This window comes from Arthrobacter antioxidans, from assembly GCF_023100725.1.
GTDB lineage: Bacteria > Actinomycetota > Actinomycetes > Actinomycetales > Micrococcaceae > Arthrobacter_D > Arthrobacter_D antioxidans.
In genome coordinates, this window is the sequence record NZ_CP095501.1 from 1 (window position 1) to 26,653 (window position 26,653).

Genomic DNA, 26,653 nt, shown 5'->3' on the forward strand with positions numbered 1-26,653 from the left:
GTGGGTACAGATGAGGTAAACGACGTCGGGAGCTCCTGGCGTAAGGTCATCCGCACCCTCGAACAGGACGACCGCGTCACCCCCCGCCAACGCGGCTTCATGGTCCTCGCCCAGGCTCAGGGGCTCATCGGGACGACGATGCTCATCGCCGTCCCGAACGAACTGACGCGCGAAGTGCTGCAGACCCAGCTCAAGGGGGCTCTCGACGAAGCCCTGCGCGATGTGTTCCGCGAGGACATCCAGTGCGCGTTCGTCATCGACCCCGAACTGACCCCCGTCACCGAGGACGTCCCGGAGCAGGAACCCGCGGAGCAGCCATCCCCGGAGCCGAAGGGTGAAGCCAAACCGTCTCCGACGCCCCCCAGCAATTCGCACGAGTTCGGTCGGCTCAATCCGAAGTACATCTTCGACACCTTCGTCATCGGGTCCTCGAACCGCTTCGCACACGCTGCCGCGGTGGCCGTCGCGGAGGCCCCGGCGAAGGCCTACAACCCGCTGTTCATCTACGGCGACTCGGGGCTGGGCAAGACCCACCTCCTGCACGCGATCGGCCACTACGCGAGGCACCTCTACACCGGCATCCGCGTCCGCTACGTGAACTCCGAGGAATTCACCAACGACTTCATCAACTCGATCCGCGACGACGAGGGCTCGAGCTTCAAGCAGACCTACCGCAACGTGGACATCCTGCTGATCGACGACATCCAGTTCCTCTCCGGCAAGGACCGGACCATGGAGGAGTTCTTCCACACCTTCAACGCCCTGCACAACCACAGCAAGCAGGTCGTCATCACCTCGGACCTGCCACCCAAGCAGCTCATCGGGTTCGAGGAACGCATGCGCTCCCGCTTCGAGTGGGGCCTGCTGACCGACATCCAGCCTCCCGAACTGGAGACGCGCATCGCCATCCTCCGGAAGAAGGCGATCAGCGACAGCCTGAGCGCCCCCGATGACGTGCTCGAGTACATCGCCTCGAAGATCGCCACGAACATCCGCGAACTCGAAGGCGCCCTCATCAGGGTCACGGCCTTCGCCAGCCTGAACCGCCAGCCCGTGGACGTGAACCTGGCGGAGATCGTCCTGAAGGACCTGATCTCGGCCGACGGAGCACAGGAGATCACCTCGACGGTGATCATGGCGCAGACAGCGGACTACTTCCAGATCAGCATGGAGGAACTGTGCAGCAAGTCCCGGACGAGGACCCTCGTGACTGCGCGGCAGATCGCGATGTACCTCTGCCGTGAACTGACCGACATGTCCCTGCCGAAGATCGGACAGGAGCTCGGTGGACGCGACCACACCACCGTCATCCACGCCGACCGCAAGATCCGGGAACTCATGGCCGAGCGCCGTGCGATCTTCAACCAGGTCACCGAACTGACCAACCGGATCAAGCACAAGCAGCGGGAAGCCTGACCCTCCAGCGGGCCTCCTGGAGGCAACGGCAGTAATTAACAGGTGTGGACACAGCTGTGGATAACCCGGGGGACATCCCGACTCAACCTGAGGATAACCACCCACCTGCCTGTGGATGCGCGGAATGACAAGGATTCTGCCCACAGCCACCCCCTGCAGGCCGTCGGCTCGACGCACACGTTATCCACAGGCAAAATCCGCGGCGTCGCACCGCCCAGCGACGTTATCCACAGAATCCACAGCAGTTATTAACACTACGAACCTTAAACTTCAAAAGCTCGTCAAATAACATTCCACGTCCCGGACATCCCGCACACCGCCCCGACGGACCCCGCTGCGCGGGCTCGCTATCCGGCTAAGCTTTGACCCAGTAGGGTTGTAGTTCCCGTGCCGTGGGGACATCCGTCAAGGCATCGGACCCGACCATCCGCCGGCTGTTCGCCGGTGGCTGTTTTTTTGATCTGGCGAAAGGCGGCACTGCTCCGTGAAATTCAGAGTTGAGCGGGATGTACTTGCGGAGGCAGTGTCCTGGACCGCCCGTTCCCTGTCACCGCGCCCCCCCGTGCCGGTCCTCGCGGGCCTCCTGATCAAGGCCGAAGGCGGCATGCTGAGCCTTGCGAGCTTCGACTACGAGATCTCCGCCCGCCTCGAGATCCCTGCCGACGTCCTCGAGGAAGGCACCATCCTCGTCTCGGGACGTCTCCTCGCCGACATCTGCCGGAGCCTGCCCTCCGCACCCGTGGAAGTGGCGACCGATGGCTCCAAGGTGACGCTCACGTGCCGCAACAGCCGCTTCAACCTCGCGACTATGCCCGAAGGGGAATATCCCGAACTGCCGAAACTCCCGGACGTGAGCGGCGTCGTCGACGGAGACGCCTTCGCCCTGGCGGTATCGCAGGTCATCATCGCGGCAAGCCGTGATGACACCCTGCCGATCCTCACCGGCGTGCGGATGGAGATCGAGGACGACCTGATCACACTGCTGGCCACGGACCGGTACCGTCTGGCCCTCCGTGAGGTCGCCTGGAAGCCGTCGACCCCGGGCATCTCCACCAGCGCCCTCGTCAAGGCCAAGACCCTCAGCGAAGTGGCCAAGACCCTCGGCGGGGCCGGCGAACTGAACATCGCCCTGTCGGACAACTCGGAACTGATCGGCTTCGAGTCCGGGGGCCGCCGGACCACGTCGCTGCTGGTGGACGGGGACTACCCCAAGATCAGATCGCTGTTCCCCGCCACCACCCCGATCCACGCGACCGTGCAGACCAGCGCGCTCGTGGAGGCAGTGCGACGCGTCTCGCTCGTCGCCGAGCGCAACACCCCGGTGCGCCTCGCTTTCTCGGAAGGACAGGTCACCCTGGATGCCGGGACCGGGGAGGATGCGCAGGCCTCCGAAGCGATCGAGGCGACGCTCGACGGCGACGCCATCACCGTGGCTTTCAACCCGCACTACCTCAGCGAGGGCCTCGGGGCCTTCAACAGCCCGTACGTGCGATTCTCCTTCACCTCGCCCCCGAAACCCGCTGTCATCTCGGCCCAGGAGGACTCCTCCGGCGAGGACAGGGAAGACTACAGGTACCTGCTGATGCCCGTGCGACTGCCCAATCTGTAACCGGACCATCCGGTCCAAGGACCCGGCCGACGGCCGGACGAACACGTCACCAGAAAGAGAGCTCATGCACATCGGTCTCGTCGGTCTCGGCAAAATGGGATTCAACATGAGGGAGCGGCTCCGGGCCAAGGGCATCGAGGTCACCGGCTTCGACCGTGCTCCCGATCGCACGGATGTGTCGAGCCTCGAGGAACTCGTGTCCTCCCTGCCGGCCCCTCGGCTCATCTGGGTGATGGTCCCGGCCGGCGAGATCACGCATGCCGTCATCACCGAGCTCTCACAGCTCCTGTCCGAGGACGACCTCGTGATCGACGGCGGCAACTCCAGGTTCACCGATGACCAGATCCACGCGACGCTGCTCGCCCAGAAGGGCATCCGGTTCCTCGACTGCGGTGTCTCCGGCGGCATCTGGGGCCTGGAGAACGGATACGGCCTGATGGCCGGAGGCAGCGACGAGGACATCGAAGTGGCCCTGCCGATCTTCGACGCACTGCGCCCCGAGGGCGATCGGGCGGAGAGCTTCGTGCACGTCGGCGATGTCGGAGCCGGGCACTACGCCAAGATGGTGCACAACGGGATCGAGTACGGTCTCATGCAGTCCTACGCTGAAGGCTATGAGCTGCTCGAGGCCAAGGACATCGTGAAGGATGTCCATGGCACCTTTGCCGCGTGGCAGAAGGGCACCGTCGTCCGCTCCTGGTTGCTGGACCTGGTGGTCAAGGCCCTGGAGGAGGACCCGCGCCTGGCGACGATCGCCGGCTACGTGGAGGATTCGGGTGAAGGTCGATGGACCGTCGAGGAGGCCATCGCCAACTCGATCCCAGCTCCCGCGATCACCGCCGCGCTGTTCGCACGGTTCAATTCGCGCCAGGAGGACTCACCGTCCATGAAGATGGTCGCCGCGCTGCGCAACCAGTTCGGCGGACACGCCGTCAAGCCCGCCCAGCCGAAGCCCGAGTAAGTGCGCCCCGGTGTACGTTGAGCACCTCTCGCTCACCGGGTTCCGGAGCTACGGGCAGCTCGACACCGCCATCGAGCCCGGCATCACCGTCTTCGTCGGGCCGAACGGTGTAGGGAAGACCAACATCGTCGAGGCGATCGGATACCTCGCGACGCTGTCCTCACACCGGGTCAGCACGGACAAGCCGCTCATCGCCTTCGGCGAGGAGCGGGCGATCATCAGGGGCAAGCTTGTCCGCGGAACGCAACGCACGACCGTCGAGGTCGAGATCAACGCCGACGCCGCGAACCGCGCACGGATCAACCGGTCGAATCCCGTGCGGGCCAGGGACGCCGCGGGGATCCTGAAGACGGTCCTCTTCGCTCCCGAGGACCTCACCCTCGCCAAGGGTGACCCATCGGTACGGCGCCGGTACCTGGACGAGGTCATGGTGTCGCTGCTGCCGCACCAGTCCGCGCTGCGGGCGGACTACGAGCGGGTACTCAAGCAGCGCAACGCCCTGCTCAAATCGGCTCGTGCTGCCGGCCGGTTCTCGACGGGGCACGAGGCCACCCTCGACGTGTGGGACCAGCACCTCGCCGAATCCGGCGCGCGCCTGCTGTCGGCGCGGTTCGCCCTCGTCGACAAGCTCCGTCCCCACGTGCAGCGCGCCTACCGGGAGTTGACGGACGGTTCGAAGCCCGCGGACATCGCGTACGTCTCGAGCGTCTCGCCGTCGTCGGACCCCTCCGCCGAGGGAGACGCCGAGCTGGGGCGGACCGGGGACGACGGCCTGGGGAACCTCGACCAGGGTGCGCTCACCGACCTGTTCGTCACCGGTCTCCTCCGCCACCGCAAGAAGGAACTCGAGCGGGGGATCTCCCTCGTCGGCCCGCACCGTGACGAGCTCGCGCTGGTGCTCGGACGCGTACCCGTGAAGGGATATGCCTCCCACGGCGAGACCTGGTCGACGGCCCTGGCCCTGCGACTCGCGTCCTACTACCTGCTGCTGGAGGAGGACCGGACGCCGGGCGGGGATCCCGTGCTCATCCTCGACGACGTCTTCGCGGAACTCGATACGCAACGGCGCACCCGGCTCGCTGCCATCGTGGCACCCGCCGAGCAGGTCCTCGTCACCGCGGCCGTGGGGGACGACATCCCGGCGGCACTCGCCGGACGGCAGCTCCGGGTGGTACCCGGCGCCGTCGTCGCCGGCGGGGACATCAGTGACGGCACGAACGGAACCGGCGACGTCACTGATGGGATCGCCGACCGGCGCTCCGCCGCCGAGATCGATGCCGCTGGAGGAATAGATGTCTGACCGGGCCTCCGGGGACACTCCTCCCACGGATGGACAGGACCCCCAGGTCTCCGGTGACCGATCACCCCGGGATGCGCGGGAGGGCGACGGGCCGCCCCGGACGGCCGACGCGGCGGACGAGTTCCCGGAACAGGATGCCCCGCAGGCCCTGCTCAACCGGCTGCGAAGCGCATCACAGGCGAGGGGCACGCCGCGCGAGGCGGCGTCGAAGCGATCGGCGAAGACGACGCGACGCCGGTATTCCCCCGAGCCGGTGTACGGCGGCAGGGACCCGGAGGGCGTGGGCAACGTCTTCTCGCGGATGCTCGCCGAGCGGGGATGGAAGTCACCGGTCGCGATCGGATCGGTGCTGTCACGCTGGAGCGAGATCGTCGGGACCGACATCGCGGCGCATTGCGTCCCGGAGAGCTTCGACGCGGACACCGTGCTGGTCCGGTGTGACTCGACGGCCTGGGCCACGCAACTGCGTCTCATCACCCCGCAGGTGCTGCAGCGCTTCGAAGCCGAACTCGGCGCGGGCGTCGTCACCCGGCTGTCGGTCATCGGCCCCGCGGCTCCGAGCTGGCGCAAGGGCGGACGCTCCGTCAAGGGTCGCGGACCGCGGGACACGTACGGGTGATCTCCGATGATCCGATTGCGCTGTCCGCTGAGCGGCCTGTAGCGCAATCAGGGCCCCGGCAGCCGTATCCGGGCTCACGGATGGTACTGCCGTCCGGTCTGACGCGGGTTTATTGGCCAATGAAGGGGTGTTCGCACCGGACTCGGGCCCTCCGCAGGGTAGAATAGGGAAGATTGTTTTGGTCGATCCAGTTGAGGAGCCGTCTACGCCTGTGGCACACGAGAACGAGTTGAATGCAAGCGACGTGAAAATAGGCGATGGCGAGTCCCCGATCCTGGAGGCGGCCACCGAACACGCCTACGGCGCCAGTGAGATCACGGTGCTCGAAGGACTGGAAGCGGTCCGGAAGCGTCCGGGCATGTACATCGGATCGACGGGGCCCCGCGGTCTCCACCACCTCGTCTACGAAGTCGTGGACAACTCGGTCGACGAGGCGCTGGCGGGATACTGCGACCACATCGAGATCTCACTGCAGGCCGATGGCGGCGTGAAGGTCGTCGACAACGGCCGAGGGATCCCCGTGGACATGCACCCCACCGAGGGTCGGCCGACCGTGGAAGTGGTCATGACCATCCTCCACGCCGGCGGCAAGTTCGGCGGCGGAGGCTACGCCGTGTCCGGTGGCCTGCACGGCGTCGGCATCTCCGTGGTCAACGCGCTGTCCAAACGCGTGGAGACGGTGGTGCGACGCCAGGGCCATGTGTGGATGCAGTCCTTCGCGGACGGCGGGAAGCCCGTCGGCGAGCTGCGCAAGGGCGAGGAGACGTCCGAGACGGGCACCACGCAGACGTTCTACCCCGACGACTCGATCTTCGAGAGCACCGAGTTCGACTTCGAGACACTCCGCGCACGCTTCCAGCAGATGGCGTTCCTCAACAAGGGACTGCGCATCACACTGACGGACGAGCGCGTGGACGTCGTGGAGACGGACGAGGTCGCGGAGGTCCAGAGCGCGCAGGACTCCGACGGGGAGCCGAAGCACCGGTCCGTCGTATACCTGTACGAGAACGGGCTGCTCGACTACGTCCGCCACCTCAATTCCTCCAAGCGCGTGGATGTGATCCACCCCGACGTGATCGCCTTCGAGACCGAGGACACGGACCGCAGGATGGCCGTCGAGGTGGCCCTGCAGTGGACCTCGGCGTATTCGGAGAGCGTGCACACCTATGCGAACACGATCAACACGCACGAGGGTGGGACGCATGAAGAGGGTTTCCGTGCGGCCATGACCACGCTGATCAACAAGTACGCACGCGAGAAGAACATCATCAAGGAGAAGGACGACAACCTCACCGGTGACGACATCCGCGAGGGCCTGACCGCCGTCATCTCCGTCAAGCTGTCGGAGCCGCAGTTCGAGGGGCAGACGAAGACCAAGCTCGGCAACTCCGAGGCGAAGGGGTTCGTCCAGCGGGTGGTCACCGATCAGCTCGGCGACTGGCTGGAGCGCAACCCCGGACCGGCCCGCGACGTCATCCGGAAGTCGATCCAGGCGTCCCAGGCCCGCCTTGCGGCCCGCAAGGCGCGCGAGTCCACGCGCCGCAAGGGCCTGCTGGAATCCGGCGGCATGCCCGGCAAGCTCAAGGACTGCCAGTCCAAGGACCCTGCGCGCTCCGAGATCTACATCGTCGAGGGTGACTCGGCCGGCGGCTCCGCGGTCCGTGGCCGGAATCCCGAGACCCAGGCCATCCTGCCGCTGCGCGGCAAGATCCTGAACGTGGAGCGTGCCCGCCTCGATCGTGCCCTCGGCAACAGCGAGGTCCAGGCCATGATCACCGCCTTCGGCGCGGGGATCGGCGAGGACTTCAATGTGGACAAGGCCCGGTATCACAAGATCGTGCTCATGGCCGATGCCGACGTCGACGGCCAGCACATCACGACGCTGCTGCTGACCCTGCTGTTCCGCTACATGCGGCCGCTCATCGAGAACGGTTTCGTGTACCTCGCGCAGCCACCGCTGTACCGGATCAAGTGGTCCAACGCGAAGCACGACTACGTGTTCAGCGACCGGGAGCGCGACGAGGTCATCAAGATGGGCATGGCGAACAACCAGCGACTGCCCAAGGACAACGGGATCCAGCGCTACAAGGGCCTCGGCGAGATGGACTACACGGAACTGTGGGACACCACCATGGACCCGGACCACCGCACCCTCCTGCAGGTGACCATGGACGACGCCGCAGCCGCCGACCAGGTGTTCTCCGTCCTGATGGGCGAGGACGTCGAATCCCGCCGCAACTTCATCCAGCAGAACGCCAAGGACGTGCGTTTCCTCGACATCTGAGGTCCGCACCCGGCCTGCGGTCGAGTGATCTCTGCGGTTGAGAACCTTCCACGAACGGAACTGATTCATGAGTGACGACATCACCGGCAACGGACCGGACGAGCCCATCGAGGGCGAGGTCCTGACGGACCGCGTCGAGCAGGTCGACCTGCAGACGGAGATGCAGCGGTCCTACCTGGACTATGCAATGGCGGTCATCGTGGGCAGGGCCCTGCCCGATGTCCGCGACGGACTGAAGCCCGTGCACCGCCGTGTGCTCTACGCGATGTTCGACGGCGGCTACCGGCCGGACCGCTCGTTCAACAAGTGCGCCCGCGTGGTCGGCGAGGTCATGGGGCAGTACCACCCGCACGGCGACTCCGCGATCTACGACGCCCTGGTGCGCCTCATCCAGGACTGGACGATGCGCTACCCGCTGGCGCTCGGCCAGGGCAACTTCGGGTCCCCCGGCAACGACGGCGCCGCGGCACCGCGATACACCGAGACGAAGATGGCCCCGCTCGCCATGGAGATGGTGCGGGACATCGACGAGGAGACCGTCGACTTCCAGGACAACTACGACGGCAAGAACCAGGAGCCGACGATCCTCCCGTCGCGCTTCCCCAACCTGCTGGTCAACGGATCCTCCGGTATCGCCGTCGGCATGGCCACCAACATCCCGCCGCACAACCTGCGCGAAGTGGCCGACGGGGTCCAGTGGTACCTAGAGAACCCGGACGCCACGAAGGAAGAGCTCCTCGAAGCGCTGATCGTGCGCATCAAGGGACCCGACTTCCCCACCGGCGCCCAGATCCTCGGGCACAAGGGCATCGAGGATGCCTACCGGACGGGTCGCGGATCCGTCACCATGCGGGCCGTCGTGAACGTCGAGGAGATCCAGAACCGGACCTGCCTGGTCGTCACGGAGCTGCCCTACCAGGCGAATCCCGACAACCTCGCGATCAAGATCGCGGAACTCGTCAAGGACGGCAAGGTCAGCGGGATCGCCGACCTCCGCGACGAGACGTCCGGCCGCACCGGCCAGCGCCTCGTGATCGTGCTGAAGCGCGACGCCGTCGCGAAGGTGGTGCTCAACAACCTCTACAAGCACACGCAGCTGCAGGACAACTTCAGTGCCAACATGCTGGCGATCGTCGACGACGTGCCCCGCACGCTCAGCCTCGACGCGTTCATCCGCCACTGGGTGACCCACCAGCTCGAGGTCATCGTGCGCCGCACGCGGTACCGGCTGCGCAAGGCGGAGGAGGAAGCCCACATCCTCCGCGGACTGCTGAAGGCCCTCGACGCCCTCGACGAGGTCATCGCGCTGATCCGCGCCTCGTCCACGACGGAGCAGGCCCGGGACGGGCTGATGGAGCTGCTCTCGATCGACGAGCTGCAGGCCACGGCCATCCTGAACATGCAGCTCCGGCGCCTCGCGGCCCTCGAGCGGCAGAAGATCCAGGACCGCCATGCCGAGCTGGAGTCGATGATCACGGAGTTCAACCGGATCCTCGCCTCCGAGGACGTGCAGCGTGGCATCGTCAGTACCGAACTGGCGGAGATCGTGGCCAAGTTCGGCGACGACCGGCGGACCGAGATCCTCATGGGCTACGACGGCGACATGAGCATGGAGGACCTGATCCCCGAGGAGGAGATGGTCGTCACCATCACCCGCGGTGGATACGTCAAGCGCACGCGGAGCGACAACTACCGTCAGCAGGCCCGCGGCGGCAAGGGCATCCGGGGTGCACAGCTGCGCGGCGACGACGTCGTCGAGCACTTCTTCGTCACCACCACCCACCACTGGCTCCTGTTCTTCACCAACCTGGGCCGGGTCTACCGCGCCAAGGCGTACGAACTCGTCGAGGCGGCACGGGACGCCAAGGGCCAGCACGTGGCGAATCTCCTCGCCTTCCAGCCGGACGAGACGATCGCCCAGGTCCTGGACCTGCGCGACTACCAGCAGTCGCCCTACCTGGTCCTCGCCACCAAGCGCGGCCTCGTGAAGAAGACGCGCCTCGAGGACTACGACACCAACCGCACCGCCGGCGTGATCGCCATCAACCTGCGCGACAACGACGAACTCGTCTCCGCTCAGCTGGTGTCCGGCGACGACGACATCATGCTCGTCTCCCGCAAGGGACAGTCGCTGCGGTTCACGGCCGACGACGACGCCCTGCGGCCCATGGGCCGCGCCACCTCGGGCGTGACCGGCATGAAGTTCCGCCCGGACGACGAGCTGCTGGCCGCGAACGTGGTCACGGACGACTCCTACGTCTTCATCGTCACCGAGGGCGGCTTCGCGAAGCGGACCAAGGTGGACGACTACCGTGTCCAGGGCCGTGGAGGACTGGGCATCAAGGTCGCGAAACTGGCCGAGGAGCGCGGAGACCTCGTCGGAGCGCTCGTGGTCCAGGAAGAGGACGAGGTCCTCGTGGTCATGGGTGGCGGCAAGGTGGTGCGATCGGCGGTGGCGGGAGTCCCCGCGAAGGGTCGCGACACCATGGGTGTCATCTTCGCGAAGCCCGACAAGACCGACCGCATCATCGCCGTCGCGCGGAACAGTGAGCGCAGCGTCGCCGTCGAGGAGGGCCTCATCGACGATCCGGCCGAAGCCAGCCCGGACGTCGACATGATAGGCACGATCACCCCGCAGGACGATCCTGCGGAGTTCACAGCCGATGAAGTACGGTTGTCGACAGAGGAGATGGCTGAGCCCGACGCTGAGTCGCCCGAACACGGAGGTAACGAGTGAGCTCGGCCAACACCAACCCGCGGCCGTCCAGCGGACAAGTGCGCACGTCCGGGGCGCCGCGCGTGAATGCTCCCGCGCGTCCGCCACAGCGGCCCGCATCCGGTGGACAGGCCGCCCGTCCGGGGCAGCGTCCCGGGCTCGTGAAGCCGGCTCCGAAGGCGAAGGCCCGGAAGGCCCGGCTGCTCGTCAGCAAGGTCGACCCGTGGTCGGTCCTGAAAATGTCCTTCCTGCTGTCCGTCGCGCTCGGGATCGTCACCGTGGTCGCGTCCTTCGTGATCTGGACCGTCCTCGACCTGACGGGAATCTTCGACGGCGTGAACGAGCTGCTCCGCGAGATCGCAGGATCGGAGAGCAGCGGGTTCGACCTCCGGCAGTTCGCCTCCCTGCCGCAGGTCCTCTCCTTCGCGACGATCATCGCCGTCGTGAACGTCGTGCTCCTGACCGCCCTGGCCATGCTCTCGGCCGTGCTGTACAACATCTCGTCCACCCTCGTCGGCGGTATCGGTGTCACGCTGACCGACGATTAGGAGACCGGCCTCTTCGGCGCCCCCGGGCGATTTGAAGAAAGCCGAGACACTACTGTAAAGTCGTATCTCGGCCCGAAGAGGTATCGGGGCGTATAGCTCAGGCGGTTAGAGCGCTTCGCTGATAACGAAGAGGTCCCAGGTTCAAGTCCTGGTACGCCCACGGATCCACCACTCGCAGGAAGCCGCAAGGAGACTGTCGTGAAGAAGTTGCTCGTCGCAGCAGCGGCTGCCGCAAGTGTCCTCGTGTACAAGCGGTGGAAGGATTCGGAGAAAAGCAAGAGCGTCTGGAGCAGTGCGACGGACGACGTGGTCTAGCTTCAAAGAACAGCGTCCCGGGATCCACCGGACGAGGTTCACTTCGGGGGCATGGCGCAATTGGTAGCGCACCTGCTTTGCAAGCAGGGGGTTCGGGGTTCGAGTCCCCGTGCCTCCACCGAAGAAAAGTCCCGGCCGATGGCCGGGACTTTTCGCGTTGACGGGTCGGGTCACGGGCCACGGATACCGTGCCCTACAGTTGCCGGGTGACTATCTTCCTCTCGATCCTCGGCGTCATCGGGGTATCGGCGTCCGGACCGATCATGGCCGCCACCGCAGCGCCGGTCCTGGCCATCGCCTTCTGGCGCAACCTGCTCGGCGCCGCGCTGATGGGAGGGCCGGCACTCGTGTCCAAGAGGGCCGAGTTCGCCGCCCTGACCCGGGCGGAGTACCGGCGACTCGGTATTGCGGCCGTCGCACTCGCCCTCCATTTCGCGTGCTTCATCACGGCACTGAAGCTGACCTCCGTCGCGGCCGCCACCGCTCTCGTCTGCCTCCAGGTGGCATGGATCGCGCTCTTCAACGCCCTGCTGGGATCACGGCCGCAGGCGGCGGTGGTGGCGGGACTCGGTGTCGCCTTCGCGGGCGTCGTCATCATCACCGGATTCGATCTCTCCCTGTCGCGGGAGGCTCTCCTGGGTGACCTGCTGGCTCTCGCCGGCGGAGCCCTCGCTGCGGTCTACCAGATGGCCGGAGCAGCCGCCCGGCGGACCATGTCCACCGGGACCTACACCACGCTCTGCTACGGCGCCTGCGCCATGATCCTGCTGGCCCTGTGTGCTGCTACCGGGCAGCCCATCGTCGGCTTCGGTCCCGCTGCCTGGGCGGGAATCCTCGCGGTCACCCTGCTGGCCCAGATCATGGGTCACTCCGTCTTCAACCATCTTCTGGCGGTCATGAGCCCGCTCGTGGTCTCCATGATCATCCTGCTCGAGATCCCCGGAGCCGCGATCCTCGCTGCGGTGTTCCTCGGCGAGCAGCTCCCACTCGGCACCTACGGCGGCCTGGCACTCATCCTGGTGGGCCTCGCCGTCGTCATACGCGGTCAGCAGCGACGGAAGGCGCGCCGCTCCCCTACGGAAGCAGGGACCGCGGTCGCACCCCCGCCGGGAATGGGTGGCGACTAGTATTCTCGGTCCGTTATATGCGTTATCTGGGATGTTAAAGGAAGAACCCCCGGCCTGTGGCCGGGGGTTCTTCCATGCGCTACGGCCGGATCAGGCCTTCGAGTCGTCCGACGGCTTGGCGGCGTGCTTTGCCGCCTCCGTGGCGTCCTTCGCCTTGTCGGCAACGGACTTGGCTGCGTCCGTTGCCCTGACCTTGGCATCGTTCTTGGCGTCGTTCGCGGCCTTGGCCTTGTCGTCGCTCTTGGCGTTGCTCGTGACGTCGCCTTCCGAGGCTGCGGCACGACCGGCCGCCTCCTTGATGGAGGTGACGACCTCGTTGGCTTCGCGGGTCTTCTCGCTCGACACCGGAGCAGGCGCCGCCTTGATCGGAGCCGGCGTCTTCCATGGGTCCTCGACCGGCTTGGAGGCCCGCCAGACGGCGACACCCGCGACGATCGCGCTCAGGACGATGCCGACGATCAGCCAGCCCTTGCCCTTGTTGCGTCGCTGGCTCTTCTTCAGGTCCTTGGAGGCCTGCAGGGTGGCCGCTACCAGGCGCTTCTGTGCCTTCTTGACCGCCTTCTTGTCACCGGTGATCCGAATGACGGCCTTCTCGACGGCCGGCGGCACGTGCGCGGAGGCGAGCGAGCGGGACGCGGTGTCCGCTGCGTCGCCCAGCTTCGTGGACAGGGTCGGCAGGTAGTCGTCGACCACCTTAACCTTCGCCGAGTTCAGCGCGGGAGCCGCCTTGTCGAGGGTTCCCTGGATCTTCGGCGTGGTGTCGTCGATGACCTGCGAGATGCGCGGGCCCACCTTGTCGATTCCGTCCTGGATCTTCGGCGCGACGACGGCGATACCACCGGCGATACCACCGGAGATTCCCTCCGAGGCCTTGCGGACGGAGTCCTGCAGGGCGGGGCCGGCGGTCTCGATGCCCTTCTCCCACCGCGGCTTCGCCCACTCGTACGCGGCGTCGACGCGCGGTGTGGCCCATTCGCGTGCGGCGGCCAGTCCGGCGGCTGCTGCCAGTCCGAGTGCGACGCCTTCTTCGAGTTCGTGGGTGGGACGTGCGTTCTTCTTCACAAAAACCTCCAAGGGGGTGGTTACTCGTTTTGATCAGCCTACGTTGCATGGGCAGAGGGTGCTATCCGGCCGGCAGGCGGAATGCCCGGGAGGCTGCCGTTTCACTGTGCGCGGAATGGCCCTGCTCCAGCTTATTGTCAGATGCCGCGTGGAAGAATGGCCTGATGACTGCTATTCCGACAGCAAAAGCGACCATCCATACCAACCAGGGCGACATCGAGGTGAACCTCTTCGGCAACCATGCGCCGAAGACGGTCAAGAACTTCGTGGGCCTCGCGACCGGCGAGATCGCCTGGACCCACCCGCAGACCGGTGAGGAGAGCAACGCTCCCCTCTACGACGGGACGATCTTCCACCGCATCATCAAGGACTTCATGATCCAGGGCGGGGATCCCCTGGGCCAGGGCACCGGCGGCCCCGGGTACAAGTTCGACGACGAGATCAACCCGGACCTCTCGTTCAAGGAGCCCTACAAGCTGGCGATGGCGAACGCCGGCACGCAGGGCGGGCGCGGCACCAACGGCTCGCAGTTCTTCATCACCTCCGTGCCCACCACGTGGCTGCAGGGAAAGCACACCATCTTCGGTGACGTCACCGACGAGGAGTCGCGTGGCGTGGTGGAGAAGCTGAACTCGATCGCCACCGACATGAGGGACAAGCCCCTCGAGGATGTCGTCATCAAGAGCATCACCGTGGAACAGCTCTAACCCAGATGTCCTACGGTGTCCACGCGCCCGATGCCGGGAGCCAGCCGGCCCCGGTCTGCCCGCGGCACCCCGACCGCGTCAGCTATGTGAGATGCCAGAGGTGCGACCGGCCGGCGTGTGCGGACTGCCAGAGGCCCGCGGCGGTCGGTTTCCAGTGCGTGGACTGCGTACGGGAGCAGGCCGCCGCCGCTCCGGTCTACCGGACCGCGCTCGGCGGCGTGGTGCGCGGGGGCACGACCGTGGTGACCTACACGCTGATCGGTATCTGCGTGGTGGTCTTCCTGCTGCAGCTGGTGCTGCCCGGGGTGACCAACACCTTCATCTATGCCCCGGTCTTCACCGCCGGTGTGGAGGGGGCGCTGCCGGCCCAGCCCTGGCGCATGCTGACGGCGGCCTTCCTGCACTCGCCGGGCTCGTATCTGCACATCGCCTTCAACATGTACGCGCTCTACATCCTCGGGAAGTCCCTGGAGCCCACGCTGGGACGGGCGAGGTTCCTCGCGCTGTACCTGATCTCGGCCCTGGGCGGATCGGTCGGCGTCCTCCTGTTGTCCGGGAACCCCGGTCAGGGCGTCGTCGGTGCCTCGGGAGCGGTCTTCGGACTGTTCGGAGCGCTCTTCATCGTCCAGCGGAAGCGCGGCGGGGACGTCCGACAGATCGTCGTCCTGATCGCGATCAACGCCGCGCTGGGGTTCCTGGTGCCATCGATCGCCTGGCAGGCCCACCTGGGCGGGCTCGTGGCCGGTGCAGCATGCGCCGCAGTGATCGCCTACGTCCCCCGCGGTCCCCGGCAGACACGTCTCCAGTGGCTGGGTCTGGGAGGCGTCGTCGTGCTCCTGGTCCTGCTGACCGTGCTGGGAGTCTCACTTCTCCCCTTCTAGGACGCTACTGACGACGGAACGAACTCGGGAGGGCCGGTGCGCATCGCGCCGGCCCTCCCGAGTTGTCCACACCCCTTATCCACACGGGGGATAACTTACACACATGTAATTCCACAGCTGTGGATAAGCCTCGCCCGGGATTTCAGGCCCCCCGCTGAACCATCAACAATTCTGTGCACATCTGTGGATAACTTTCTGCACAGCGTGTGTACAGAGCGGAGAGGGGCGCTGCCGTGGATGGCAGACGCCGGGCACCGGCCGCGCGCGGCTACCGCCAGCGTGTGGTCATGAGGAACCCGACGATCGCGATGCCGAAGCCGGCGAGGATGTTCCACGATCCCCAGGCCTCGACGGGAAAGCGGGATTCCGAGATGTAGAACGTGATGATCCAGAGCAGGCCGATGATCATGAGGCCGAACATGACGGGTTTGTACCAGACGGGGTTCGGCTTCGGCTGCGAGGACTTCACGGCGGGAGCGGCGGACCTGGCTCTCTTACGGGGCTTCGACTCGGGCACGGTTTCTCCTCGGCAGGGCACGGCTGCGATCAGCTGTACCAGTGGTCGTACCGGCCGCCATTCCGTGCCCGGACCCGCAGGCTAGCCTGAAGGAGAACAACGTCCGGCGGCCCGGATATCCCCCTGATTCTAGCCAAGAACCGTCCGATACCCGTGCAACCCCAGGGCGGCAGCGGCAATGGTCAGGTCCGAGGTCCGGTGCGCAGGAGCGTATTATTGCTTACTCGGTGCTGATGCTCTTCGTGTTCCCCTGGGTCTCCCAGTCCAACCCGCTCACTGATTCAACGATTGGTTCCCCCTAGCTCATGGCTGACACCACCAGAATCCTCGTCGTCGACAACTACGACAGCTTCGTCTACACGCTGGTCGGGTATCTCCAGGAACTCGGTGCCGAGACCACCGTGGTCCGCAACGACGACCTCACACTCGCGGAGGTGCAGGAGATGGCCGCCTCACGCGACGGAGTCCTGATCTCCCCGGGCCCGGGGACGCCCGCCGACGCCGGGGTGTGTGTCGACCTCATCAGGTGGTGCGGAGAGAACGGCAAACCCATGCTCGGGGTCTGCCTCGGCCACCAGGCACTCGCGGAGGCCTACGGCGGCACCGTCACCCACGCGCCCGAGCTGATGCACGGCAAGACGTCCCTGGTGGAACACGATGCCACCAGTGTGTTCGCCGGGCTCCCCTCACCGGTCACGGCGACGCGGTACCACTCGCTCGCGGCCGTCAGCGACGACGTCCCGGCCGAACTCACGGTCACGGCACGCACGGCCAGCGGCATCATCATGGGCCTCGAACACAGGAGCGCGCCGCTGTGCGGCGTCCAGTTCCACCCGGAATCGGTTCTCACCGAGGGCGGGTACCGGATGCTCGGCAACTGGCTCGAGTCCCTGGGCCTCGAGGGTGCATCGGCCCTGTCGGAAGGACTCAGCCCGCTGATCGCCCGCTAGTCGGAGCCCTCCGTAGGCCGCGGCTCCGACTGCTCCCCCGTCGGCCGGTCCTCCGGCTCGTCGCTCGGGGGATCGGCCGGTGTACCGGTCGGCTGCTGGGTGGGCTCCTGGGTGGGCTCCTGGGTCGGCTCCTCCGTCGGTGCCTGGGTGGGTTCCGCCGGTGCCTTGGCGATGGTGAGGACGATCTCCGTACCCTGCGCCACCTCGGACTGCGCCGGCTCCGACTGTGCCGTGATGATACCGGGCTGTACGACGCTGTTCTCGACCTCACGGACGCTGAAGGGCAGCTGTACGGCCGGGTCCTCGAGCAGGGCCTGCGCCTGCGCCACCGTGAGGTCGGTGAGCAGGGGAACCGTCACCCTGCCGCTGGAGAGCACGAGGTCCACCGTACTGCCGACCGGCACGGACTGCCCGGGCTGCGGCCTCGTGGTGATGACCCTTCCCTGTGCGACGACGGCGCTGGTCTCCTCGGTGACCTCGCCACCCTTCAGGCGCAGGTCCTCCAGTGCATCGCGTGCCGAGGACTCGGTCAGGCCTGGGAGGGATTCGGGCAGCACCACGTTCGCCGGCCCGAGGGACACCGTGATGTTCACGCGGGAGTCCGGTTCGACCGATGCCCCCGCCGACGGGTCGGAGGAGATGACGTCCCCGGCGTCGACCGACGCGTTGAATTCCTCGTCCGTGGAGGGAGTGAGGCCCGCGTCCACGATGGCGTCCCGCGCATCGGCTTCCGGCATGCCGACCAGGTCCGGGACATCCACCGCCGCCACTTCCTGGACGGGCTGGTCGTTCACGGAGGTGATGACGAAGTAGCCCGCGGCGAGCACGAGCAGCACCGCCACGAAGAACACCGTGGTCCAGGCTGCCCGGGACGCCCTGCGCCGCCGCTCCCTCCGGTCGTCCGGCTCGTCCCCGCCGCGCAGGACGTCCAGCCGGCCGTCGTCGTCCGACAGGTGGTCCCCGTCCGCCGGCAGATGCTCACCCGCGACCCTGTCCATGGCACGCGTGCCCGGTCCGGCGGCCGCCGCCGCGGCCGCACCCAGGGTCGCCGGATGTGTCCGCGACGCCGTGACGTCCATCGCCTCGGTGGCGTCACCGGCCGCAGGGGCGAGCACCACACCGCGTCCGGCGTCGAGCAGTGCCCTCCGGAAAGCGCCCGCATCCTCGAAACGGTGGTCGCGGTCCTTCTGGAGCGCCCGGTCCAGCACGGACTCGAGCGCCGGGGTCACCTCGGGGTTCAGGCTGCCTGCACGGGGTGGTGCCTCCCGCACGTGCTGATAGGCGACGGAGACGGGACTGTCACCGATGAACGGTGGCCGTCCGGTGAGTAGTTCGAACAGCAGGCAGCCGGTCGAATACAGGTCGCTCCGCGCATCGACGGTCTCGCCGCGTGCCTGCTCGGGCGAGAGGTACTGCGCCGTCCCCAGCACGGCCTGCGTCTGCGTCATGGTGGCCTGCGAATCGGCGATGGCGCGTGCGATGCCGAAATCCATGACCTTGACCGCACCAGCGGGCGTGATCATCACGTTGGCGGGCTTGATGTCGCGGTGGACGATGCCCGCCCGGTGGCTGTACTCGAGGGCGGAGAGGACACCCGCCACGTAGGTGACGCTGTCCTCCGGGGTGAGGTCGCCGGCCTTGACGTGGTCCCGCAGGGTGAGCCCCTCCACGTACTCCATCACGATGAACGGGACCCGCACCTCGTGCTGCGGCCGGTCGGGGATCTCCTCCTCGCCCGTGTCGTACACCGCCACGATGCTCGGGTTGTTGAGTCCGGCCACGGCCTGGGCCTCCCGCCGGAACCTCGCCTGGAAGAGCGGATCCCTCGCGAGGTCCTTCCGCAGCACCTTGATGGCGACCGAACGGCCGAGGCGCAGGTCCACCCCCCGGTGCACGTCGGCCATGCCGCCGCGGCCGATCAGTTCACGGACCTCGTAGCGCCCGTTCAGGACGCGCTCGGTGGTTGTCACATCGCATCCTTTCCGTGCCGTCTCGGGTCGCCGGTCACGGGCCGGAGGTGGCTGTCGGTGTCGGTGTCGGCGTCGGTGTAGGCGTCGGCGCCGTGGCCGCGGCCGTCGCCGGCGGCGTGGTCGGAGCCGCCGGCGGCGGGGCCGGCGCGGGCGCCTGGGTCGGGGGAGGCCCGGACGAGACGATGTAGCTCACCTCGCTGTCGACCGGCACCTCGGTCCCGGGCCCGGGGTTCGTCCGCAGGATCGTCCCCTCGGGTTGCGTGGACTCCTCGCTGCCCGCGTTCACGGGCCGCAGGCCGAGGTCCACCAGGGCGGCCTGGACCTCGGCCTCCGTTCGTCCCTGGAGTCCGGCGGGGATCGAGACCTGTTCCGGTCCGGCCGAGACGGTGAGGGTGATGGTCTCCCCCGGGCTCAGCGCTCCGACGGGGGCGACACCGATCACCAGGCCCTCGGCGTACTCGGCGGAGGACTCCCGCTGGGATTCGACGCGGAACCCGAGGCCGCCGAGTTCCGCCGAGACCTCTGCCTCGGGCCGGCCGAGGTACTGGCTCGGGGTGATGACCACCTGATCGGCCTCCGTCGTGCTCGGGGAGGGTGAGGGGGACGGCGAGGTGGGAGACGGCGACGGCGACGACGTGCGGGAGGTCGCCGGTACGGGGCTCGCGGAGGTGCTCGTCTCCGCCGGCGCAGGATCATCCCCGCCACCGGCCAGCAGGGGCTGCAGGACCAGGAAGGCGATGGCGCCGAGCGCGAGCAGGAGGAGCACGATCAGCGGGATCAGCCACGGGCTCCGGCGGTTCTCGTCCTCGTCGCGGTCCGTCGGGGCGGGCGCATCGACGTCGTCCTCCGACCAGTTCCGCGAGGCCGCGAGGCCGGCAGCCGCGCCGGCCGCGGCAGGTGCGGCGACCGTGGGCAGGGCCGATGTCGTCGGTGCGGGCACCGTCGTCGTCGCCTGTGTGTCCTGGCGGGGAATCGCTGCGGTCGCTATGCCTGAATCGTCCGCGAAGGATAGCAGGCCCGGGACGGCCGCTTCCGCGGCACGGATGTCACCGGCACGGATCGCATCGACGGCACGTGCGAGGGATTCGGCATCGCGCGGTCGATCCGCAGGGTCCTTGGCCAGCATGGAGCCGATGAGCCCCCGGACCGGACGCGGGATGGACTGCGGGAGCGGCGGCGGGGCGTCGTTGACCTGGGCGAGGGCGATCGCGATCTGGGACTCGCCGGAGAACGGGCGCCGTCCGGCCAGCAGTTCGTACCCGATGACGCCGAGCGCGTAGATGTCGGAGGAGCCCGTTGCCGGCTGGCCGGTCGCCTGCTCCGGCGCGAGGTACTGCGCCGTCCCCATGACCTGCCCGGTAGCGGTCAGCGGTACCTGATCGGCCAGCCGGGCGATGCCGAAATCGGTGATCTTGACGCGACTGTCCGGCATCACGAGGATGTTGCCCGGCTTCACGTCGCGGTGCACCAGACCCTGGCGGTGCGCGACGGCGAGAGCCGTGGCGGTCTGCCCGACGATCGAGAGCGTGCGGTCGGGGGAGAGCACCTGTTCCTTCTCGATGACGGCCGAGAGCGGCTGCCCGGGAACGAGTTCCATCACGAGGTACGCGGATCCGCCCTCCTCGCCGTAGTCGAAGACGTTCGCGATGCCTTCGTGGTTCAGCAGCGCCGTGTGGCGGGCCTCCGCCCGGAAACGGTTGAGGAACGCGGGATCACCCGAGTACTCCTCCTTGAGGATCTTGATCGCGACGACACGGCCGAGGATCTGGTCCCGGGCCTTCCACACCTCGCCCATACCGCCGATGGCGATCCGCTCGGTCAGTTCGAACCTGCCGCCCAGGGTGATGCCTGACGTGGGCCTCATCTGTTCAACACCGCCTCTATGAGTCTCTTGGCACTGGGTGAAGTCAGTTGCTGACCAGTGGGGATGTCCACGTTCTCCATCACGATCGAAAGGGCTACCTGGGGGTCGTCCGCGGGTGCGAAGCCCGTGAACCATGCGTTGTCACCGGTCGTGGAGAACTCCGCGGTTCCCGTCTTGCCGGCCACCCGGACACCGGGTACCTGAGCCCCCACCGCCGTGCCGTTGTCCACCACGTTGACCATCCAGTCGGTGAGCTGGTCCGCGGTGTCCCGGCTGACCGACTGGCGCAGCGACTCCGGCTGGGGCGAGTCGATGAGCTCCAGGTCCGCGGCCCGGACCGACTTCACGAGCTGCGGTTTCATCTGCTGGCCGTCGTTCGCGATGGCCGCGGACACCATCGCCATCTGGAGGGGGGTCACCAGCGTGTCGAACTGGCCGACGGCGGACTGCGCCAGCTCGGGATCCGTCAGGTCCGACGGGAAGGTACTCGCGATCACGCGGGTGGGGATGTACATCTCCTCGCCGAAACCGAATTTCGCGGCCTGCTCCTGGATGGCCTCCTCCCCGAGGTCCAGTGCGATCTGCGCGAAGGGCGTGTTGCACGACTGTTCCAGCGCGAACTCCAGGTCCGCCGTCGTCCTGCTCGCGCAGCCGCCCGAGACGAAGTTCGGCAGGGTGTACTCGATCCCCGGGAACTCGAGGGCCGGAGGATTCGGGATCTGCGATTCGGCGTCGTACTCCCCGGACTCGAGGGCCGCGGCGGCGTCGATGAGCTTGAAGACGGACCCGGGCGAGACGAGGGCCTCGGTTGCCGGATTCAGGTAGATCGAGAGTCCCGGCTGCTCGGAGAGCCTCGCCGCGTTCTGTTCGATGACCGCCGTGTCATGCCCCGCCAGGAGGTTGGGATCGTAGGAGGGCTTCGAGACCATCGCGAGGATGTTGCCGGTGGAGGGCTCCATCACCACGATCGAGCCGCGCTGGCCGTCGGGGATGAGGTCGGAGGCGAGCTGCTGGATCTCCGGGTCGATCGTGAGCTCCACGGAGGCGCCCTGCGGATCGACGCCGGAGAAGAGGGTCACCACGCGGTCGTAGAACAGCGAACTGCTGGTTCCCGCAAGGATCTCCGACTCCGTCTTCTCGAGCTGCGACGACCCCAGGGAGAGGGAGTAGTACCCACTCAGGTGTGCGTACAGTTCCGGTTCGTTGTACACGCGCTGGTAGTTGAACTGGTCGTTCGAGGGCACGGACTCGGCGACGGCACGGCCGTCCACCAGGATCGCACCGCGCTGCCGGCCGAAGTCCTGGTACAGCTGGCGGCTGTTCCAGGGGTTGTCCTTGAGCTCCTGCGCCTGGAAGAACTGCACGTAGGTGAGGGAACCGAGGACGAGGGCGAACATGCTGATCGCCACGACCCATGCCCTGCGGATGGCCTGGTTCATCGGGTGGCCACCTTCGCGGTCCTTTTCTTCATGGGTCTGCCGTTGACCCCGAGCGCTTCGGGGAACGAGTCCTTCATGGGTGCCGTCGACACCGGACGGCGCGCGGACTCGGAGATGAGCAGGATCAGGGCCACGATGAGCCAGTTCGCCAGCAGGGAGGAGCCGCCGGCCGACATGAACGGCGTGGTGAGTCCCGTGAGGGGGATCAGGCGCGTGATGCCGCCGATGACCACGAAGCACTGTAGGGCGATGGTGAAGGAGAGGCCGCAGGCGAGGAGCTTGCCGAAACCGTCCTTGGTGCCGAGGGCCGCCCGGATTCCCCGGGAGACCAGGAGCACGTAGAGCATCACGACGGCGACGACGCCGATGAGCCCCAGCTCCTCTCCCAGTGCCGCGATGATCATGTCGCTGTTGGCGTACGTGACGAGGTCGGGACGCCCTGCGCCGAAGCCCGTGCCGGCGAGTCCGCCGTTGGCCAGGCCGAACAGGCCCTGCACCACCTGGTGGCTGCCGCCCGGCACGCGGTCGTAGACCTCCGGGGCGAAGGCATTGATCCACGAGTCGAACCGCAGCGCGACGTGGCTGAACAGTTCGAGGGCCACGAAGACGCCGACGCCGATCATGGCCAGGCCGATCAGTACCCAGCTGACACGGCTCGTCGCGACGTAGATCATGACCATGAACAGGCCGAAGAAGAGGATGGACGAGCCGAGGTCCCGCTGGAAGATCAGCACACCGATGCTCACGACCCAGGCGGCCGCCATGGGCGCGAGGTCCTTGAAGCGGGGGAGCTGGAGCGGGCCGAGCTTCTTGCCCGCCAGCAGGATCAGGTCACGATTCGTCGAAAGATACCCGGCGAAGAATATGGCGAGGGTGATCTTCGCGATCTCGCCCGGCTGGAAGGTGCCGAAGCCCACCGAGATCCAGATCCTCGCCCCGTTGATCTCCAGGCCGATCGGGGCCGGGGCGAGCGGCAGCAGGAGAAGGACGGCGCTGACGATCAGCGAGATGTACGTGAAACGGCGCAGCAACCGGTGGTCCCGCAGCAGGATCAGGAGAGCGGCGGCGGCGCCCATCGCGACGGCCGTCCACATGACCTGCTGTGATGCGACGGGGTCGATCTCCGGGTTGGCCTGCAGGGCCGACAGGTCCAGCCGGTGGATCATGGCCAGGCCGATCCCGTTCAGCGCCACCACGATCGGAAGAATGAGCGGATCGGCATACTTCGCCCGGAGACGCAGGACGATATGCAGGAAGAGGCTCATGAGGGTGAGGGTCAGCCCCTGGGTCCAGAAGAACTCACTGAACGCCTCCTCGCGATCGACGCCCGCCAGGTAACTGGCGGCTATGGCGACGGTCAGCGCGAGGAGGAGCAGGAGCAGCTCGACGTTGCGCCGCGACCGGGGCGCGGTCAAGACATCACTCATCTGCTGCACCTTCACATTCGACGGCTGGGGATGACACGGCGGGGGACGACGACGTCGGCTGCGGCGACGCGGACTCCGCGGCGGGACCGGACGAGGACGACGGGGACGACGACGGGGTGGGCCCCGCGGTCGGGGTGGCCGATGGAGACCCGGAGGGCTGCGGTGACGCCGTACCCGAGGGCGCCGCTGCGCCGGCTGTGGAACCGGCGGTCGGGCGCGGCGACGCCGGGGCCGTCGAGGAGGGTGCCGGGTCGCAGCTGACGGCTCGCAGTTCACTGCGCAGATCGCCGACGATCCGTTCGGCTTCCTCCAGGCTCGCGGCCGGCAGCGTGTTGGACAGCTGGGACCGCTGGTACTCGGGCAGGTTGGAGACGGGGATGTCCGTCACCTCGTACAGTTCGCTGAGGCTGATCGGCCCGATCCGCTGGGGGACCCCCGTGTAGATCGCGACGCGGTTCTCGGAGTCCGCCACGTAGTAGCGCGTCTGGGTCCAGGTGTAGCCCAGGCCGACGACGGCGATCAGGATGAGGCTCATGAGGGCGAGGGTCGCCGGGATGAACCAGCGCTTCTTCCGCGCCGGGGCCTCGTCCTCGACGTCGTCGCTGACCTCCGGCTCCGCCTTGTGGGTCAGCATCATCGCGGCGCGCCGTTCCGTGGACCGCTGGGTCACGATCGGGATCTGGCCCGTCTCGGTCGCGAGTGCCGCGGACCCCACGAGCACGTGGGGTCTCGTCAGCAGGTCCTGGCGGATGATGTCGGCGCGGATCGCCGCACCGGGCAGGTCGCCGTTCCGGTCGATCTCGTGGGAGGCCGCATCGGGGTCTGTCGGTGTGTCGCGTTCCCCGGCCGCCTGCCGCGCGGGCGGGATGGACACCGGCGGCAACGCGTCGTCGTCGTCCGCTTCGATGACCTCGACGACGGCGACGGTGATGTTGTCCGGGGAGCCGCCCGCGAGGGTCAGCTCGACGAGGGTGTCGACGCACTCGCGGATGCCCTTCGACTCGCGCATGACCTGCTCCACCGCGCGGTCCTGCAGGACCGCGTTCAGGCCGTCCGAGCAGAGCAGCCAGCGTTCGCCGGGTTCGGCGTCGAACTGCGCGAGGTCCAGCTCCGGGCTCGCGTCGACGTCGCCGAGGACCCTCATGAGGACGTTCTTGTGCGGGTGGGTCTCCGCTTCCTCGGGCCTGAGCCGCCCTTCCTCGATGAGGCGCTGGACGAACGTGTGATCCGTGGTGATCTGCTCGAAGACGCCGTCCTTGAGGCGGTAGGCGCGGGAGTCGCCGATGTGGGCGAGCTGCAGGGTGCTGCCCTCGAGCAGGATCGCCGTGACCGTGGTCCCCATGCCGGCGAGCTGCGGGTTGGTGGCGACGAGTTCGGACAGGAGCGAGTTCGCGGTCTGGATCTCGTCGGCCAGGTGCGTCCCGGCGTCGCCGTCGTGCGCCCCGTGATCGAGGTGGACGAGGTCGAGCACGGTGGAGGCCGAGGCCACGTTGCCGCCCGCGTGTCCGCCCATGCCGTCGGCGACGACGGCCAGGTAACGGCCCACGTACGCGGAGTCGTCGTTCTTCGCCCGCACCATGCCCACGTCGGAGCGGGCAGCGAACCTCAGGGCAAGCTGCACGCCTACGGCCTCAATTCGATGACCGTCTTACCGATCCGGATGGGGACATTCGGTTCGACGGGCAGTGCGCGCGTCAGTTGGGCTCCTGCGAGGTAGGTGCCGTTCGTGGAGCCGAGGTCCTCGATGAACCAGCGGCTGCCCTGCGGGAAGAGGCGGGCGTGACGGCCCGAGGCGTAGTCGTCCTCGAGCACCAGGGTGGCTTCCTGGGCTCGGCCGAGGAGGATGGGGCTCGCTGCGAGGTCGAGGCTGGTGCCGGTGAGGGGACCCTCGGTGACGACCAGGCGGCGTGCGGAGGTGCGTGCGGGGGGAGGTTCCTCCACGAGCTCGGGATTCTTGCGGATCTCGCGCGCCGTGGGTGCCCCCACCCTGTTGCGGCGTCCTACGGCGAGGTCGCGGCGCAGGGCGCCGACCGTGCTGAGGACGAGGACCCACAGCAGGATCAGGAACCCGAAGCGGAACAGGGTGACGGTGAGCTCTCCGGCCTCGCTCATCGGTGGCCCGTCCCGTCCTGTGTGGGGAGGAGATGGAACGTCATGCGGGAGCGTCCCATGGTGATCGTGGACCCGTCGGTGAGTTCGGCCTGCCCGATGACCCGTTGCCCGTTGACATAGCTGCCGTTGGTGGAGCCGAGGTCGACGGCGTAGATCCGGCCGCCCTGCGCCCGGATCTCGAGGTGGCGCCGGGAGACCCCGGTGTCGTCGACGAGGATGTCCGCTTCCGAGGAGCGGCCCAGGACGATGGAGCCGGAATTGATCGAGTACCGCTGCCCGTCCATCTCGAGGATCGGCTGGTAGCGCGTGGGCTGGCGGCGCGGGGCGGTGGGCGCGGACGGGCCCTGGGGGCGCTGGGCGGCGGTCTGCTTCTCGATGGAGGAATCGATCTCGAAGACGCCGGCCTTGAGCTCCGGATCGTGCTCGAAGGAGACGCGGACGGGTCCCTGGAGGCTGTAATGCTGGCTGTTCACATGCGCGATGACGACGTCGCACAGTTCTTCGGCGAGGGCGGAGCCCCACTGCTGCGCGAGCTCGAAATCGGAATCGGACAGCCGGGCGGTGAACACGTTGGGGGCGAGGGTGCGGCCCTGCGCGAGGACGAGGGACCGGTTGTCCAGTTCCTTGCGGAGGGCGCTGGCGATCTCGAGGGGCTGCACCTGGGAGCGGGCCCCGGTGGTGAAGGCTCCGCGGACCAGTTTCTCGAGTCCACGCTCCACGTTGTCGAGAATGCCCATCTTCCGCCTCCTCCCCCTGCCACACAGGTGTCCGGGCCCCGGTCAGCAGGGTGCTGAGGGGCGTGGCCCGGCCATGGTCATGGGAATGTCCA

22 protein-coding genes and 2 tRNA genes are annotated in these 26,653 nt (G+C 67.4%); 15 read left to right on the forward strand and 9 right to left on the reverse strand.

The features are described 5' to 3' along the window. The 12 genes from dnaA (at position 1) to MWM45_RS00060 (ending at position 12,895) form a co-directional block, all read left to right on the forward strand. A complete protein-coding gene (gene dnaA / locus MWM45_RS00005) occupies positions 1-1,416 on the forward strand; it encodes a chromosomal replication initiator protein DnaA (RefSeq protein ID WP_043442664.1) in 1,416 nt (471 codons plus the stop codon). A gap of 484 nt (positions 1,417-1,900) precedes the next feature. Next, positions 1,901-3,025 (forward strand): DNA polymerase III subunit beta, encoded by a 1,125-nt coding sequence (gene dnaN, locus MWM45_RS00010; RefSeq protein WP_247827579.1) that lies wholly within the window; start codon positions 1,901-1,903, stop codon positions 3,023-3,025. A 64-nt stretch (positions 3,026-3,089) separates the two neighbouring features. Then, entirely contained in the window at positions 3,090-3,986 is an 897-nt protein-coding gene (gnd, locus tag MWM45_RS00015; protein ID WP_247827580.1) for a phosphogluconate dehydrogenase (NAD(+)-dependent, decarboxylating), read from the forward strand. A gap of 10 nt (positions 3,987-3,996) precedes the next feature. Further along, entirely contained in the window at positions 3,997-5,286 is a 1,290-nt protein-coding gene (gene recF / locus MWM45_RS00020) for a DNA replication/repair protein RecF (protein ID WP_247827581.1), read from the forward strand. Then, positions 5,279-5,905, forward strand: coding sequence for a DciA family protein (locus MWM45_RS00025; RefSeq protein WP_247827582.1), 627 nt, complete (start codon positions 5,279-5,281; stop codon positions 5,903-5,905). The genes recF and MWM45_RS00025 overlap by 8 nt, the downstream gene beginning before the upstream one ends. 244 nt (positions 5,906-6,149) lie before the next feature. Beyond that, positions 6,150-8,189, forward strand: a complete 2,040-nt coding sequence (gene gyrB, locus MWM45_RS00030) for a DNA topoisomerase (ATP-hydrolyzing) subunit B (protein WP_272496054.1) — start codon at positions 6,150-6,152, stop codon at positions 8,187-8,189. Positions 8,190-8,256: 67 nt separating this feature from the next. Beyond that, positions 8,257-10,926 carry a DNA gyrase subunit A gene (gene gyrA, locus MWM45_RS00035; RefSeq protein WP_247827583.1) on the forward strand — a complete coding sequence of 890 codons (2,670 nt, stop codon included), beginning with the start codon at positions 8,257-8,259 and terminating at the stop codon, positions 10,924-10,926. After that, complete coding sequence (locus tag MWM45_RS00040) at positions 10,923-11,453, forward strand: DUF3566 domain-containing protein (protein ID WP_247827584.1); 531 nt, start codon at positions 10,923-10,925, stop codon at positions 11,451-11,453. Before gyrA ends, MWM45_RS00040 begins: the two co-directional genes overlap by 4 nt. 86 nt (positions 11,454-11,539) lie before the next feature. Beyond that, positions 11,540-11,613: transfer RNA gene (locus tag MWM45_RS00045), tRNA-Ile, on the forward strand. Positions 11,614-11,651: 38 nt separating this feature from the next. After that, positions 11,652-11,768 (forward strand): DLW-39 family protein, encoded by a 117-nt coding sequence (locus tag MWM45_RS00050; RefSeq protein ID WP_247827585.1) that lies wholly within the window; start codon positions 11,652-11,654, stop codon positions 11,766-11,768. 45 nt (positions 11,769-11,813) lie between these two features. Further along, positions 11,814-11,886: transfer RNA gene (locus MWM45_RS00055), tRNA-Ala, on the forward strand. An 88-nt stretch (positions 11,887-11,974) separates the two neighbouring features. Next, entirely contained in the window at positions 11,975-12,895 is a 921-nt protein-coding gene (locus MWM45_RS00060) for a DMT family transporter (RefSeq protein WP_247827586.1), read from the forward strand. Between the two features lie 90 nt (positions 12,896-12,985). Here the strand turns inward: MWM45_RS00060 and MWM45_RS00065 are convergent, their stop codons facing one another. Beyond that, positions 12,986-13,957 carry a hypothetical protein gene (locus MWM45_RS00065; protein ID WP_247827587.1) on the reverse strand — a complete coding sequence of 324 codons (972 nt, stop codon included), beginning with the start codon at positions 13,955-13,957 and terminating at the stop codon, positions 12,986-12,988. Between the two features lie 164 nt (positions 13,958-14,121). Between MWM45_RS00065 and MWM45_RS00070 the strand changes: the two genes are divergently transcribed. Next, positions 14,122-14,664, forward strand: a complete 543-nt coding sequence (locus MWM45_RS00070) for a peptidylprolyl isomerase (protein ID WP_247827588.1) — start codon at positions 14,122-14,124, stop codon at positions 14,662-14,664. A 5-nt stretch (positions 14,665-14,669) separates the two neighbouring features. Further along, on the forward strand, positions 14,670-15,545 hold the full coding sequence (locus MWM45_RS00075) for a rhomboid family intramembrane serine protease (protein WP_247827589.1): 876 nt from the start codon (positions 14,670-14,672) through the stop codon (positions 15,543-15,545). Positions 15,546-15,813: 268 nt separating this feature from the next. Here the strand turns inward: MWM45_RS00075 and MWM45_RS00080 are convergent, their stop codons facing one another. Then, the gene (locus tag MWM45_RS00080; protein ID WP_043442692.1) at positions 15,814-16,062 is read right to left on the reverse strand and encodes a cell division protein CrgA; all 249 of its coding nucleotides are present in this window, start codon (positions 16,060-16,062) and stop codon (positions 15,814-15,816) included. 305 nt (positions 16,063-16,367) lie between these two features. Between MWM45_RS00080 and MWM45_RS00085 the strand changes: the two genes are divergently transcribed. Continuing rightward, a complete protein-coding gene (locus MWM45_RS00085) occupies positions 16,368-17,012 on the forward strand; it encodes an aminodeoxychorismate/anthranilate synthase component II (protein ID WP_043442695.1) in 645 nt (214 codons plus the stop codon). Here the strand turns inward: MWM45_RS00085 and pknB are convergent. From pknB to MWM45_RS00120, 7 genes are read right to left on the reverse strand one after another with little or no spacing between them, the layout of a single operon-like run. Then, complete coding sequence (pknB, locus tag MWM45_RS00090; RefSeq protein ID WP_247827590.1) at positions 17,009-18,982, reverse strand: Stk1 family PASTA domain-containing Ser/Thr kinase; 1,974 nt, start codon at positions 18,980-18,982, stop codon at positions 17,009-17,011. The two genes, MWM45_RS00085 and pknB, sit on opposite strands and share 4 nt — an antisense overlap. Before the next feature lie 34 nt (positions 18,983-19,016). Continuing rightward, complete coding sequence (locus MWM45_RS00095; protein WP_247827591.1) at positions 19,017-20,846, reverse strand: protein kinase domain-containing protein; 1,830 nt, start codon at positions 20,844-20,846, stop codon at positions 19,017-19,019. After that, positions 20,843-22,285 carry a peptidoglycan D,D-transpeptidase FtsI family protein gene (locus MWM45_RS00100; protein WP_247827592.1) on the reverse strand — a complete coding sequence of 481 codons (1,443 nt, stop codon included), beginning with the start codon at positions 22,283-22,285 and terminating at the stop codon, positions 20,843-20,845. Before MWM45_RS00100 ends, MWM45_RS00095 begins: the two co-directional genes overlap by 4 nt. Further along, a complete protein-coding gene (locus MWM45_RS00105; RefSeq protein WP_247827593.1) occupies positions 22,282-23,712 on the reverse strand; it encodes an FtsW/RodA/SpoVE family cell cycle protein in 1,431 nt (476 codons plus the stop codon). The genes MWM45_RS00100 and MWM45_RS00105 overlap by 4 nt, the downstream gene beginning before the upstream one ends. Further along, positions 23,705-25,291 carry a PP2C family protein-serine/threonine phosphatase gene (locus MWM45_RS00110; protein WP_247829280.1) on the reverse strand — a complete coding sequence of 529 codons (1,587 nt, stop codon included), beginning with the start codon at positions 25,289-25,291 and terminating at the stop codon, positions 23,705-23,707. The genes MWM45_RS00105 and MWM45_RS00110 overlap by 8 nt, the downstream gene beginning before the upstream one ends. A 44-nt stretch (positions 25,292-25,335) precedes the next feature. Next, on the reverse strand, positions 25,336-25,824 hold the full coding sequence (locus MWM45_RS00115) for an FHA domain-containing protein FhaB/FipA (RefSeq protein WP_043442704.1): 489 nt from the start codon (positions 25,822-25,824) through the stop codon (positions 25,336-25,338). Next, complete coding sequence (locus MWM45_RS00120) at positions 25,821-26,561, reverse strand: FhaA domain-containing protein (RefSeq protein ID WP_247827594.1); 741 nt, start codon at positions 26,559-26,561, stop codon at positions 25,821-25,823. Before MWM45_RS00120 ends, MWM45_RS00115 begins: the two co-directional genes overlap by 4 nt. Positions 26,562-26,653: the final 92 nt, after the last annotated feature.

Excerpts from the sequence above, each read along its gene's own strand:
- MWM45_RS00095 (WP_247827591.1), bottom strand. The coding sequence starts at position 20,846 with ATGAGGCCCACGTCAGGCATCACCCTGGGCGGCAGGTTCGAACTGACC.
- MWM45_RS00025 (WP_247827582.1), top strand. The coding sequence starts at position 5,279 with ATGTCTGACCGGGCCTCCGGGGACACTCCTCCCACGGATGGACAGGAC.
- MWM45_RS00110 (WP_247829280.1), bottom strand. The coding sequence starts at position 25,291 with ATGGTGCGGGCGAAGAACGACGACTCCGCGTACGTGGGCCGTTACCTG.
- gyrA (WP_247827583.1), top strand. The coding sequence starts at position 8,257 with ATGAGTGACGACATCACCGGCAACGGACCGGACGAGCCCATCGAGGGC.
- MWM45_RS00100 (WP_247827592.1), bottom strand. The coding sequence starts at position 22,285 with ATGAACCAGGCCATCCGCAGGGCATGGGTCGTGGCGATCAGCATGTTC.
- MWM45_RS00085 (WP_043442695.1), top strand. The coding sequence starts at position 16,368 with ATGGCTGACACCACCAGAATCCTCGTCGTCGACAACTACGACAGCTTC.
- gnd (WP_247827580.1), top strand. The coding sequence starts at position 3,090 with ATGCACATCGGTCTCGTCGGTCTCGGCAAAATGGGATTCAACATGAGG.
- MWM45_RS00115 (WP_043442704.1), bottom strand. The coding sequence starts at position 25,824 with ATGAGCGAGGCCGGAGAGCTCACCGTCACCCTGTTCCGCTTCGGGTTC.
- MWM45_RS00120 (WP_247827594.1), bottom strand. The coding sequence starts at position 26,561 with ATGGGCATTCTCGACAACGTGGAGCGTGGACTCGAGAAACTGGTCCGC.
- MWM45_RS00070 (WP_247827588.1), top strand. The coding sequence starts at position 14,122 with ATGACTGCTATTCCGACAGCAAAAGCGACCATCCATACCAACCAGGGC.
- MWM45_RS00075 (WP_247827589.1), top strand. The coding sequence starts at position 14,670 with ATGTCCTACGGTGTCCACGCGCCCGATGCCGGGAGCCAGCCGGCCCCG.
- MWM45_RS00105 (WP_247827593.1), bottom strand. The coding sequence starts at position 23,712 with ATGAGTGATGTCTTGACCGCGCCCCGGTCGCGGCGCAACGTCGAGCTG.